This is a genomic window from Qaidamihabitans albus, from assembly GCF_016464705.1.
Taxonomy (GTDB): Bacteria; Actinomycetota; Actinomycetes; order Mycobacteriales; family Pseudonocardiaceae; genus Qaidamihabitans; species Qaidamihabitans albus.
In genome coordinates, this window is sequence record NZ_JAEHOB010000001.1 from 184,037 (window position 1) to 196,606 (window position 12,570).

Below are 12,570 nucleotides of genomic sequence, written 5' to 3' on the forward strand. Positions count from 1 at the left end.
ACCAGCTCCTATCTGCGCGAACCGTAGTCGCCGAACGGGTCGTCCCGCTCCCGCACGGCCTGCCGGAAACCGGCGTCGCCCGCCCGCCGGACGAAGTCCCGGCCTTCCTGAGTGTGCCGGGCCACGCCGTCGAGCAGGGTGCCGAGCGTGCGCGACGACGACAGTCCCATGTTCTCGGCGGTCTGGTTGCACAGCAGCTTGAGCATCTCGAGCTGGTTGCCGGGCAGCCGCGCCATCCTGCGGGCGAGCCCGGTCGCGTGCTCGACCAGGCGCTCGTCGGGGACGCATTCCAGGATGAGCCCGATGTCGGCGGCCGTGGGCGCCGGAATCTCGTCACCGGTGAGCAGGTAGCGCTTCGCCCGCTCGAAACCGAGCCGGTACACCCACATCGCCGTGGTCGGCGTGCCCCACACCCGCGCGGGCGGGTAGCCGAAGACGGCGTTCTCCGCGGCCACCACGATGTCCGCGCACAGCACCATGTCCGTGCCGCCCGCGATGCACCAGCCGTGCACGGCGGCGATCGTGGGCTTCGCCGCGTACCAGAGCTTCAGGTAGACATCGACGAACGTGGACAGCATCCGCATGTCCGCCGCGGAGTCCCACACCCGGTCCGACTCGTCCTCGGCGGCCTGCAGCTCGGTGGACCAGTCGAGCCCGTAGCCCGCGCAGAACGCCGGCCCCTCGGCCCGCAGCAGCAGGACCCGGACGTCGGGATCGGCGTCCGCCTCGTCGATCGCGGCGGCGAGGGCGTCCCGCAGCCGCGGCGTGATCGTGTTGTACTCCTCCGGCCGGGTGAGCACGATCGACCGGACCCCCGCCTCCGTCTCGGTCCGCAGGGGTGCGGTCACGGCAGGATCCGCCGGACGATCGCCCCCGTGTCGGCGCCCGCGGGCAGGGTGCCGAACGCGACGCCCCAGTCGCCGCCGAGGCGCGAGGCGCAGAACGCGTCGGCCACCGCGTGGTCGCCGTGGCGCACCAGCAGCGACCCCTGGAGCACCAGCGCCATCCGCTCGACCAGGCGCCGGGCCCGGTACTCGATGTCGGAGAGGTCGGTCAGCTCCTTGCGCAGCCTGGCGGTGGCGTCGTCCAGCCGGGCATCGGCTCCCGCGGCGCGCTCCACGTCGGCGAAGAAGGCCTCCACCGACTCCGGCTGCTTCGCCATCGCGCGCAGCGTGTCGAGCGCGGCGACGTTGCCCGAGCCCTCCCAGATCGACGACAGCGGCGACTCCCGGAACAGCCGGGGCATGCCGGACTCCTCGACGTAGCCGTTGCCGCCGAGGCATTCGAGCGCCTCCGCGGCGTGTGCCGGGGCCCGCTTGCACACCCAGTACTTGGTCACGGCCAGCGCGAGCCTGCGGAACTGCTCCTGCTCGGTGTCCCCGGTGATCGCGGCGTCACAGGCACCGGCGAGCCGCAGCGCGACCGTGGTCGCCGCCTCCGACTCGATGGCGAGGTCGGCGAGCACGTTCGCCATCAGCGGCTGGTCGACGAGCTGCTTCCCGAACGCGGCGCGGTTGCTCGCGTGGTGGGCGGCGCGGACGGCGCCGTAGCGCATGCCGGACGCGCTGCCGGTCACGCAGTCGAGCCGGGTGTTGTTGACCATCTCGATGATGGTCCGCACGCCGCGGCCCTCCTCGCCGACGAGCCAGCCGATCGCGCCGTCGTACTCGATCTCCGCCGAGGCGTTGGAGCGGTTGCCGAGCTTGTCCTTCAGCCGCTGCAACAGGATGCCGTTGCGGGTGCCGTCCGGCAGCACGCGCGGCAGCAGGAAGCAGGAGAGCCCGCCGGGTGCCTGCGCCAGCGTGAGGAACATGTCCGACATCGGCGCGGAGGTGAACCACTTGTGCCCGGTCAGCACGTAGCTGCCGTCGCCTGCGGGCCGCGCGCTCGTGGTGTTCGCGCGCACGTCGGAGCCGCCCTGCTTCTCGGTCATCGACATGCCGGCGATCAGGCCCCGCTTCGTGCTCGGCTCGCGCAGGCCGTAGTCGTACTCCGGCGCGGCGAGCAGTGGCTCGTACCGCGCGGCGAGTTCGGGGTTGTGCCGCAGTGCCGGGATCGCCGAGTAGGTCATCGAGATGGGGCAGATGTGGCCGGCCTCGACCTGGCCCCACACGTAGAACTTGGCCGCGCGTGCGACGTGTGCGCCCGGCCGTTGCTGGCGCCACGGCGCCGCGTGCAGCCCGTGCGACACGGCGACGTCCATCAGGTCGTGCCAGTGCGGGTGGAACTCGACCTCGTCGATCCGGTGGCCGAAGCGGTCGTGGGTGCGCAGCTTCGGCGGGTTCTCGTTGACCAGCCTGCCCCACTCCTGCACGCGCTCGCTGCCAGCGAGCGTGCCGAGCCCGTGCAACTCCTCCTCGGCCCAGCCCGCGTCCTCGCGGCGCAGTCCCGCGAGCAGCGCCGGGTCGTTGGCGACGTCGTGACCGGTCAGCGGCGGTGCCTGGTTGGTGACCTCATGGGTGGGTGGCATCAGGGGCTCCTAGGGCGCGCAGGGTGAAGGTGCACAGTTCGGTCACGGCGGTGGCGTTGCCCGAGGTGAGCGGGCCGATCATGACCTCGGCGATCGCACCGACGATCGCCGCGGCGGTGATGTCGGCGTCCTGCGGGGGCAGCACGCCCGCGCCGACGCCCGCGCGGACGTGGCGGGCGACGATGTCGCGGAAGGCGCGCCGGAACACCAGCCGCTCCTGCTCCACCGGCGCGTCGACGGGTTCGGCGAGCAGTGCGTAGGCGAGCCGGGGTGCCTTCAGGGCGCGACCGGCGAAGGTCTCGACGACCGCGACGACACGCTCGGTCACGGCGCCGGAGCTCGCCGATGCCCGCTCGACCGCGGCTACCTCGCGGGTCACGACGAGGCGGAACAGCTCGGCGACCAGCTCGGCCTTTCCGGGGAAGTGGCGGTAGACGCTGCCGGTGGCGACCCCGGCCTGCGCGGCGACGGCGGCCATCGAGCAGCCCGCGTAGCCGCGCTCGGCGAGCAGCTCGATCGCGGCGTCGAGGATCGTGGCCCGCTGGGAGTCCATCCGGGCCTGCACCTTGGGGGTGCGCCGGTACGCCATACCAAGAAGTGAAGCACTGATTCACTTCTTCACGCAAGGGTCAGCTCAGGATTCGCTCCCTGGCGCTGCGGAGCGCCTCGACGATCACCTCCTCCCTGGCGGCATCCAGTCGCACGGTCGGGATCGAACAGCTCAGCGCCTCGTTCGGCGGGTCGGCGAACTCCAGCGCAACCGCGAAGCAGCGCAGCCCCAGCGTCGACTCCTGGTTGTCGATCGCGTGGCCGCGTCCGGCGATCTCCCCCAGTTCGGCACGGAAGGCCGCGCGGTCGGTGATCGTGTGCTCGGTGCGCGCGGGCAGCGCGCCGGGCAGGAGCGCGTCCACCTCCGTCCATTCGCGACCGGCGAGAATCGCCTTGCCCAGCCCCGTCGCCCAGCACGGCAGCCTGCGCCCCGGCTTGGACACCACGGCCAGCGAATGCCGGGAAAGGCACGTCGCGAGGTAGACGATCTCGTGACCGTCCAGCCTGGCCAGGTGGATCGTCTCGCCCAGTTGCCCGGAAAGGTCGTTCATCACCGGCTGGGCTCGCTGGACGACGTCGTCGTGCTCCACGTAGGCGGCGCCGGCGCGTAACGCCCGGATACCCGGGCGGAACCCGGATCCGGAGCTGTCGGTCTCGACCCAGCCCGTCTGGACCAGGGTCACGAGCAGGGCGTAGGCGCTCGCTCGCGGGATGCCCATGTCGCGGGTGACGTCCCGGAGTGTTCTCGGCGACGCCGCGGCGCTCAGGTACTCCAGCAGAGCGATGGTGCGCTCCGCGGATTTCACGCTTCGTACACCTCTGCTGTCCAGCGGTTTCGCCGTTTCGGTCACCGGATTCTCTCCGCTCGGGGCTTGACTGCCTCATCGCCGACGTCTTTACTGCCGTCTACAAGGATAGATGACGTCTTCACATGTAGACAAGAGGTACTAATGGCGCTCGCTCATCCGCAGTTGACCAGCTCACTCGACGGCCTCCTCGGCTTTCCCGTAACGCCGTTCCGGAAGACCGGTGAGCTGGATTTGCCGCGGTTCGAGACCCACCTCGCCGAAATGCTCGAAGCCAAGCCGGCCGCGTTGTTCGTGGCCTGCGGAACGGGTGAGTTCGCCTCCCTCACGCTCACCGAGCACCGTGAGCTGCTGCGGGTCGCCGTCGCCAACGTCGACGGCGCCGTGCCCGTACTGGCCGGTGCCGGTGGCGGAACGCAGGTGGCGCTCGAGTTCACCCGCTCGGCCGAGAAGGCCGGCGCGGACGGCGTGCTCGTCCTGCCCCCGTATCTCCAGGTCGGCCCGCCCGAGGGCCTGGTCGAGCACTACCGGCAGATCGCCGCGGCCACCGGCCTCGGGGTGATCGCCTACCAGCGCGCCACCGCGGTCTTCACGCCCGAGTCGGTGTGCGAGCTCGCGGAGATCGACGGTGTGGTCGGGCTGAAGGACGGGCACGGCGACGTCGAGCTGCTGCAGCGCATCCACACCGTGACGGGCGGGCGGCTGCTCATGCTCAACGGGATGCCGACCGCCGAGACGTTCGCCAAGGCGTTCCGGGCGATCGGCGTACGTGCGTACTCGTCCGCGACGCTGTCGTTCGCGCCGGCGATCGCCCGCGCTTTCCATGACGCGTTCGAGCGCGGGGACGACGATATGCAGCAGGCGTTGCTCCGTGAGTTCTACGTGCCGCTCACGCAACTGCGGCACACCACGAACGGCTACGCCGTGGCGCTCGTGAAGGCGGGGCTCGACATCCAGGGTCGCTCCGCCGGGCCGGTCCGACCGCCGCTGCGGGACGTCTCACCGGAGCACCGGGCGGAGCTGGCGCGCATCATCGAGCGCGGTCACGCCGTCCTCGACGCCGGGCCGGCCAAATGAGCGCGGCCAGCGGAACCGGCTTCCTCGCCGGAGCGCCGCATCGTGGCGCCGGTGAATCCTTCCGGGCGGTGGACCCGGGCACCGGAAGCCCGACCGGCCCGGAGTTCACGTCCTGGACGAGCGCCGAAGTGAACGAGGCGGCGGCGCAGGCCCGCACGGCCTTCGAGGCCAACCGGGAGCTGCCCGAGCGCTGGCAGGCGGGTCTCCTCCGCGATCTCGCGGCCCGGCTCGGTGCCGAGCGGGACGCCATCGTCGAGACCGCGCGGGCGGAGACCGGCATCAGCGTGGCGCGCCTCGACGGCGAGCTGACCCGCACCCGCAACCAGCTGTCCGGCTTCGCGGACGTGGTGGAGGGCGACGGGTTCGGCGAGCCGGTGCACGACCCGGCCGACGCCTCGGCGACGCCGCCGAGGCCGGACCTGCGGCGGATGCTCGTGCCGGTCGGGCCCGTCGCCGTGTTCGGCGCCTCCAACTTTCCACTCGCCTTCAGCGTCGCCGGTGGCGACACGGCCTCCGCACTGGCGGCCGGCGCTCCGGTGCTCGTCAAGGGCCACCCCTCACATCCGGGCACCAGTGAGGTCGTCGGCGCCTGCGTGGCCGAGGCGGTCGCCGCGTGCGGCGCGCATCCCGGCACGTTCGCGCTCGTACAGGGTGCGGGCACCGAGCCCGGCTCGGCGCTGGTCACCGCGCCGGAAGTGCGCGCCGTCGGGTTCACCGGCTCCTACGCGGGCGGGCGCGCGCTCACGGCGCTGGCGGCCGGGCGTCCCGAGCCGATCCCCGTCTTCGCCGAGATGGGCAGCCTCAACCCGGTCTTCGTGACCACGGCCGCCACCGGAGCGCGCCTGGACGCCGTCGCCGAGGGCTTCGTCGCCTCGATGACCCTCGGTGCGGGGCAGCTGTGCACCAAGCCCGGCATCGTGTTCACCACGGCAGGCAGGGAGTTCGCCACCAGGGCGGCGGCCCTGCTCGCCGAGAGCGAGCCGGGACCGCTGCTCAACCGCGCCACGCTCGACGCCTTCGAGTCGGGCATCCGCATCCCCGCGGCCGAGGTCGTCACCACCGCCGGGCCACGTACGGGACCGGGCCTGAGGACCGCTCCAGTACTCGCGCTCGCGCGGCTGGCGGACCTGCGCCGCGAACCGGCACTGCTGGAGGAGCACTTCGGGCCCTTCGCCGTCGTGGTCGACGTCGACTCCGACGACGACTTCCTCGATGCCGCCCGGCTGCTGCCCGGCTCGCTCACCGCGACCGTCCACTCCGAACCCGAGGACCACGAGCGGCTGCGCCCCCTCGTCACGGAGCTCGTGGAACGCGCAGGCCGCTTGGTGCACAACGGTTTTCCCACCGGAGTCAGCGTCTCCGGCGCGCAGACGCACGGCGGGCCGTTCCCGGCGACGTCGGACAGTGCCCACACCTCCGTCGGGTGGACGGCAATCCGGCGATTCCAGCGCCCGGTCACCTTCCAGGACCTCCCCGAGCCGCTTCTGCCGCCGGTCCTGCGAACCACGACGTCCGTAGAGAAGGAGGAACAATGACGTCCCCTTTCCGTCCCACGTCCAGCGCCCGGTTCCGGGCACCGAGAGCCACCGTGCTGGTGGCCGCGGGCGCCGTCCTGCTCACCGGTGCCTGCTCGGTGGGCGGTTCCACGGCCGACGCACCCGGTGACGAGGTGCGCATCGCACTGCCCGAGGAACCGCCCACGCTCGAGCCGTGTGACGCCTCGCTGACCGCGACCGGCCGGGTGACCCGCTCGAACATCACCGAGCCGCTCACCGAACGCGAGCCGACGACCGGTGAGCTGGGACCGAAGCTCGCCACCGAATGGGAGCAGACCGCACCCACCTCTTGGACGTTCACGCTGCGCGAGGGAGTCTCGTTCCACGACGGTTCGGCGTTCACCGCCGAGGACGCCGCGTTCTCGATCGACCGCACGGTCTCCTCCGACATCGGCTGCAACGTCGACGGCTATGTCTTCGGCGACAGCGAGCTCACGACGAACGTCGTGAACGACACCACTCTCGAGGTCGCCACGGCCGAGTCGGACCCGATCCTTCCGTTGCGCCTTTCCTTCGTGGAGATCGTGCCGGCCGAGACGGACGCGGAGGCCAAGGTGCGCGAGCCGTCCGGCACCGGGCCGTACCGGATCGAGACGTGGGACCAGGGCGTGAGCCTGCGGCTCGCCCGGTTCGACGACTACTGGGGCACCGCGCCCCCGTTCGCGGCCGCCCGCTACGTCTGGCGTGGGGAGGGCAGCATCCGCGCCGCGATGGTGACCAGCGGTGAGGCGGACGTGGCCGTGGGACTCGCGCCCGCGGACGGCGCCGGTGACCGTGCCGTCGAGTACCCGAACAACGAGACGTCCTACCTGCGTATCGACGCCACCAAGGCACCGCTGGACGACATCCGCGTGCGCCGGGCGATCAACTACGCGCTGGACAAGGAGGGGCTGGTCGCGTCCGTGTTCTCCGGGCTCGGCGAGCCCGCGGCGCAGGTCGTCCCGGAAGGCGTCACCGGCCACAACCCGGACATCGAACCCTGGCCGTACGACATGGCCAAGGCCAAGGAACTGATCCAGCAGGCCAGGGCCGACGGCGTTGCGGTCGACACCGCGATCACGATCATCGGCCGCAACGGCATCTACCCGAAGGCTGCCGAGGCGATGGAGGTCGCACAGAACTCGCTGCTCGAGGCGGGGCTGAAGGTCGACATCCAGATGCTCGACGTCAACGCCTGGATGGAGTACCTGCTGCGGCCGTTCCCGTCCGACGCCGGACCGACCCTGCTGCAGGCACAGCACGGCAACCAGGCCGGTGACGCCGCTTTCACGATGGGCCAGATCTACGGCAGCGAGGGTGCGCAGAGCAGCTACGGCACGCCCGATCTCGACCGGCTGATCGAGCAGGCGGAGCTGGCGTCCGGCCCGGACCGGCAGGAGAAGTTCACCGAGGCACTGGCGTACCAGAACGACGAGGTCGTCCGCGACGCCGTGCTGGCGCACATGACCGGGATCATCGCGCTGTCGCCGCAGGTGACGTACGAGCCGAACTCCGCGACCAACGACGAGATGCGCCTGGCCGAGATGCGCCCGGCGAACTGAGGCGGTCATGCTCACGTTCCTGCGGCGCCGGATCGTCTCCAGCGCCATCCCACTGCTCGTCGTGATCCTGGGCGTGTTCTTCCTGGCCCGGCTCACCGGGAACCCGGCGAACCTCTACCTGCCGCTGTCCGCGACGCCGGAGATGCGGGCGGAGTTCGCCGCCCGCAACGGGTTCGACCAGCCGATCATCGTGCAGTTCGGCGACTACCTCGCCCAGTTGTCGCGGCTGGACTTCGGGGAGTCGCTGCGCACCGCGCAGCCCGCGGCGGAAGCCGTGCTGCAGGCGTTCCCGGCCACCCTGCAACTGGCCGGGGTGACGATGCTGCTGGCCGTCGTGGGCGCGGTGGTGGTCGGCAGCCTCGCGGCCTACCGGCCCAACTCGGCGGCCGACCGTGGGGCGAGCTTCCTTTCGGCGACGGCGGCGAGCGTGCCGGACTTCTGGTTCGCGATCATGGGCGTGCTGCTCTTCTCGGTGACGCTGGGCTGGCTGCCCACCTCGGGAACGGTCGGTGCCGCCGCGTGGGTGCTCCCGGTGGCCACGCTGCTGATCCGGCCGTTCGGGGTGCTGGTCCAGGTGGTGCGCGGCGCGATGGTGTCCGCCCTCTCGGCGCCCTACATCAAGGTGGCCCGCAGCAAGGGCGCCGGTGACCAGCGCGTCATCTTCGGCCACGCGCTGCGCAACGCCGCGGCACCCGCGCTGACGGTGGCCGGCGACCTCGCGGTCGGGTTGCTCAACGGGGCGGTGGTGGTCGAGACGATCTTCGGCTGGCCGGGCATCGGCAAGCTCATGATCGACTCGATCCTGCAGCGGGACTTCGCCGTCCTCCAGGCGGCCGTGCTGCTCACCGCATTGACGATCTTCGCGCTGAACATCCTCATCGACGTCTGCTACGCGCTGCTGGACGCGCGGGTACGGCAAGGAGTCGCGGCATGACGAACAGTCCGACAACGCCACCGGGCAAGGTCTCGATGCTCTCGCTGCTCGCCAGGGACCGGGTCGCGAGCACCGCCGCCGTGGTGCTGGTGCTCATCGGCGCCTGCGCCGTGGTGGGGCCGATGCTGCTCGGGGACCTCGCGGTGGAACAGAACCTGCGGGCGGTCAACCTGCCTCCGTTCAGCATCGGCGCGGGATGGGAGTTCGTGCTCGGCAGCGACTCGCTCGGCCGCAGCGTCGCCGCCCGGCTCGTCGTCGCCGCGGGCACGACGATGTCCGTGGCGGTGCCTGCCGTCCTGCTGTCACTGACGGTCGGCTCGATCTGGGGCATGTGGGCCGGATTCCATCGCGGCCGGCGGGAGAGCGTGTCGATGCGGATCGCCGACGTGATCCTCAGCTTCCCTTCGCTGCTGCTCGCGGTGGTGGTGCTCTACGTGTTCACGCCGAGCGTCGCGAACATCATCGCGGTACTCGCCGTCGCACGCATTCCCATCTACCTGCGGACGGCACGTGCGGAGTCGGCGGAGCTGCAGAGCAGGCTGTTCGTGGACGCGGCGCGGACCTTCGGCACGGGGAGCTGGGCGACGATCCGGCGGCACGTCTTCCCCACGGTGCTGCCCACCCTGCTCACCGTGGCCGCCGTGGACTTCTGCTTCGTGATGCTCACCGAGTCGTCGCTGAGCTTCCTGGGCATCGGCATCCAGCCCCCGGACATGTCGTGGGGCCTGATGGTGGCGCAGGGCAGGCAGGAGCTGCAGACCGCGTGGTGGATCGCGGTGTTCCCGGGCCTGGCGATCATCGGCACCACCGTGTCGGCCGCGATGCTCGCGGCGTGGGCCAGGATGGCAGGCGACCCGGGACAGCGTTGGCGGCTCACGCTGCCACGCCGCGGGCGCGGGAAGATCACCGCGAGGAAGGGAGTCGCATGACCGCGACGATGGAGGTCGACGGCCTCTCGGTGGACATCCGCACTCCGGGCGGCACGATCAGGGCCGTGCGGGGGATGAGCTTCGCCGTCCACTCCGGACAGACGCTCGCGCTGCTCGGCGAGTCCGGCTGCGGCAAGAGCATGACCGCGCACGCCGTGGCCGGGCTGCTCGGACCCGTGGCGGACGTCGCGGGCGGCGAGGTCCGCCTCGACGGTGTCGACGTGCTCCGGCTGGACCCGGCGGCCCGGCGCAGGCTCGCGGGTCCGGGGCTGGCGATCGTCTTCCAGGACGCGCTGACCGCGCTGAACCCGGTGTATCCGGTCGGAACGCAGCTAGCGGAACCGTTTCGGATCCACGAGAAGCTGTCGCGGCGGGCGGCCAGGGCCAAGGCCGTCGAGCTGATGGAACGAGTCGGCATCCCGGAGCCGCGGTCGCGGGCAGGCGCCTACCCGCACCAGTTCTCCGGTGGGATGCGGCAGCGGCTGCTGATCGCGATGGCGGTGGCGCTGCGGCCCGCGGTGCTGCTGGCCGACGAGCCGACAACGGCACTCGACGTGACGGTGCAGGCGCAGATCATGGAGCTGCTCGCCGAGCTGCGCGCGGAGCAGCGGATGGCGCTGGTGCTCATCACGCACGACCTCGCCGTGGTGGCCGAGCAGGCCGACCACGTCGCCGTGATGTACGCGGGCTCGGTGGTGGAGACCGGTCCGGTGGCCGAGGTCTTCCGCGCGCCACGGCATCCCTACACGCGGGGACTGCTGGACTCCGTGCCGTCCGGTGCCGAGCGGGGCGGCAGGCTGCGCTCGATCGAGGGCAGCCCGCCTGAGCTGGCGTCGTTGCCGGCGGGCTGCGCGTTCCGCGAGCGCTGCCCGCTGGCGCGGGAGCGGTGCGCCACCGAGCGGCCCCCGCTGGTGGAGACCGGCACCGGCCGCGCGTCGTCCTGCCACTACTGGAAGGAGCTCGCCGATGCCTGACGACGAGACCACGCTGCTGGAGGTCGGTGGCCTCACCAAGACGTTCGAGGTGGCGGCCGGTGCATCCGGCAGGACCGCGCTGCGCGCGCTGGACGGCGTGGACCTCACACTCGGGCGTGGCGAGACACTCGGCCTGGTCGGCGAGTCGGGCTGTGGCAAGTCGACGCTCGCGCGCGTACTCCTGCTGCTCGAACGCCCGGACGGCGGCCACGTGCGCTTCTCCGGAGTCGATCCGTTCACGCTGCGGGGCAAGGACCTGCTCGCGTGGCGGCGCCGGGTGCAGATGGTGTTCCAGGACCCGTTCGCCTCGCTCAACCCGCGCCTCAACGCCGCCGAGCTGATCGGGGAACCTTGGCGTACGCACCGTGACCTGGTGCCTGCGGGCAAGCGGGCGGCCCGCGTGCGGGAGCTCCTGGAGCTGGTCGGGCTGCGGGCCGCCGACGCGGGGCGCTACCCGCAGGAGTTCTCCGGCGGGCAACGGCAGCGCATCGGGATCGCGCGGGCCCTCGCGCTCGAGCCGGACGTCATCGTCTGCGACGAGCCGGTCTCCGCGCTGGACCTCTCGGTGCAGGCGCAGGTGCTCAACCTGCTTGGCGACCTGCAGGCAGAGCTCGGCGTGTCGTACCTGTTCATCTCGCACGACCTCACCGTGGTCCGGCACATCGCCGACCGGGTGGCGGTGATGTATCTCGGCAGGGTGGTGGAGTCGGGCCCCACGGAGGAGGTGTTCGGCTCCCCGGCACACCCCTACACGGCGGCGCTGCTGTCGGCTGCACCGTCCCTCGACGCGGTCCGGGAGGGTGGCCGGGAGCGCATCGTGCTCACCGGAGAGGTGCCCTCGCCCGTCGATCCGCCGTCCGGCTGCCGCTTCCGCACCCGCTGCTGGCTTGCGGAGGACAGGTGCGCGCAGGTGGCTCCCGTCGCCGAGGCCCGTCCGGGCGAGCCCGCACACCATGCCGCGTGTCACCTGCCGCTGGAGCCGGTCGTCGCGGGCGCTCCGCGCTGAGCGGCTTCGCTCCCCGCGCCGCGCCGGGCTCAGAGCCGGTGCAGGCCCTCCAGGATGCGCTCCATCAGGTCGAAGTCCGGCCGCCCGTGTGGCGTGGTCCGGTTCTCGTGCACGTTGACCAGTCCCTCGTCGGCCATGTCGCTGAGCAGGATCCGGGCGACCCCGAGCGGTACCGCCAGCGTGGCGGCGACCTCGGCGACCGACCTCGGCTGCACGCAAAGCCTGCGCACCGCCTGGTACTCGCTGCTGATCCGGTCGCGTCTCCACGGGCCACTGGGCTCCACCGAGATCAGCGTCTCGACGGCGAGAGCGCGGGCGGCCTGCGTGCGCCCCCTCGTCAGCACGTACGGGCGGACCCGAAGGCGGTGCTGTTCGGCCGTGTCGTCCTCGCCGGAGTCACCGGTGATGGCGAGTTCGGTGCGCTGCCGCGGGGTGGGTGGCCGTGGCGCGCGCGGTGGGCGCTGTGGTTCGGCCGCGGGCGGCGGCTCCGGCTCGGCGGACTCGAACCTCTTCCGTTGCCTGGCGGACGGAAAGCGCGCACCGGAGCGCCCGGTGGCCGGGCGTCCGGCCTCGTCGGGTTCGTCGGGGTTGCCCACGCTCGTCCGCCTCGCGTCCTGGTTCATGGCCTCGGGAGCGACATTGACTACGAGGTTGAGTCATGTTACTCGCCATGTCCAGCTTCGAGGTGATTGCGGAGCGTCACCAAAGTGTCGTGAGTGCCGGCACGA

The 12,570-nt window shown here is 71.7% G+C and carries 12 protein-coding genes; 7 read left to right on the forward strand and 5 right to left on the reverse strand.

From position 1 onward, the window contains the following. Positions 1-8 precede the first annotated feature (8 nt). The 4 genes from JAP66_RS00905 to JAP66_RS00920 are packed head-to-tail and all read right to left on the reverse strand — an operon-like array spanning position 9 to position 3,825. On the reverse strand, positions 9-848 hold the full coding sequence (locus JAP66_RS00905; protein ID WP_199429166.1) for a crotonase/enoyl-CoA hydratase family protein: 840 nt from the start codon (positions 846-848) through the stop codon (positions 9-11). Then, complete coding sequence (locus tag JAP66_RS00910) at positions 845-2,470, reverse strand: acyl-CoA dehydrogenase family protein (protein ID WP_199429172.1); 1,626 nt, start codon at positions 2,468-2,470, stop codon at positions 845-847. Before JAP66_RS00910 ends, JAP66_RS00905 begins: the two co-directional genes overlap by 4 nt. Then, entirely contained in the window at positions 2,454-3,059 is a 606-nt protein-coding gene (locus JAP66_RS00915; protein WP_199429174.1) for a TetR/AcrR family transcriptional regulator, read from the reverse strand. Before JAP66_RS00915 ends, JAP66_RS00910 begins: the two co-directional genes overlap by 17 nt. Positions 3,060-3,099: 40 nt before the next feature. Beyond that, positions 3,100-3,825, reverse strand: a complete 726-nt coding sequence (locus JAP66_RS00920; RefSeq protein WP_199429176.1) for an IclR family transcriptional regulator — start codon at positions 3,823-3,825, stop codon at positions 3,100-3,102. 165 nt (positions 3,826-3,990) lie between these two features. Here JAP66_RS00920 and JAP66_RS00925 point away from each other — a divergent pair, with 165 nt between their 5' ends. Genes JAP66_RS00925 through JAP66_RS00955 form a run of 7 tightly spaced genes read left to right on the forward strand, consistent with a single transcriptional unit; the run spans position 3,991 to position 11,842 of the window. Then, positions 3,991-4,902, forward strand: a complete 912-nt coding sequence (locus JAP66_RS00925) for a 5-dehydro-4-deoxyglucarate dehydratase (protein ID WP_235998644.1) — start codon at positions 3,991-3,993, stop codon at positions 4,900-4,902. Continuing rightward, a complete protein-coding gene (locus JAP66_RS00930; protein WP_199429186.1) occupies positions 4,899-6,437 on the forward strand; it encodes an aldehyde dehydrogenase (NADP(+)) in 1,539 nt (512 codons plus the stop codon). Before JAP66_RS00925 ends, JAP66_RS00930 begins: the two co-directional genes overlap by 4 nt. Continuing rightward, positions 6,434-7,999 (forward strand): ABC transporter substrate-binding protein, encoded by a 1,566-nt coding sequence (locus tag JAP66_RS00935; RefSeq protein ID WP_199429188.1) that lies wholly within the window; start codon positions 6,434-6,436, stop codon positions 7,997-7,999. Before JAP66_RS00930 ends, JAP66_RS00935 begins: the two co-directional genes overlap by 4 nt. Positions 8,000-8,006: 7 nt before the next feature. Further along, entirely contained in the window at positions 8,007-8,933 is a 927-nt protein-coding gene (locus JAP66_RS00940; RefSeq protein ID WP_199429190.1) for an ABC transporter permease, read from the forward strand. Beyond that, positions 8,930-9,862, forward strand: coding sequence for an ABC transporter permease (locus JAP66_RS00945; RefSeq protein WP_199429192.1), 933 nt, complete (start codon positions 8,930-8,932; stop codon positions 9,860-9,862). Before JAP66_RS00940 ends, JAP66_RS00945 begins: the two co-directional genes overlap by 4 nt. After that, a complete protein-coding gene (locus JAP66_RS00950) occupies positions 9,859-10,836 on the forward strand; it encodes an ABC transporter ATP-binding protein (RefSeq protein ID WP_199429194.1) in 978 nt (325 codons plus the stop codon). Before JAP66_RS00945 ends, JAP66_RS00950 begins: the two co-directional genes overlap by 4 nt. Next, positions 10,829-11,842 carry an ABC transporter ATP-binding protein gene (locus tag JAP66_RS00955; protein WP_199429202.1) on the forward strand — a complete coding sequence of 338 codons (1,014 nt, stop codon included), beginning with the start codon at positions 10,829-10,831 and terminating at the stop codon, positions 11,840-11,842. The genes JAP66_RS00950 and JAP66_RS00955 overlap by 8 nt, the downstream gene beginning before the upstream one ends. Before the next feature lie 29 nt (positions 11,843-11,871). Here the strand turns inward: JAP66_RS00955 and JAP66_RS00960 are convergent, their stop codons facing one another. Then, positions 11,872-12,465: a DUF742 domain-containing protein gene (locus tag JAP66_RS00960; RefSeq protein ID WP_199429204.1), complete on the reverse strand. Its 594-nt coding sequence runs from the start codon at positions 12,463-12,465 to the stop codon at positions 11,872-11,874. Positions 12,466-12,570 lie beyond the last annotated feature (105 nt).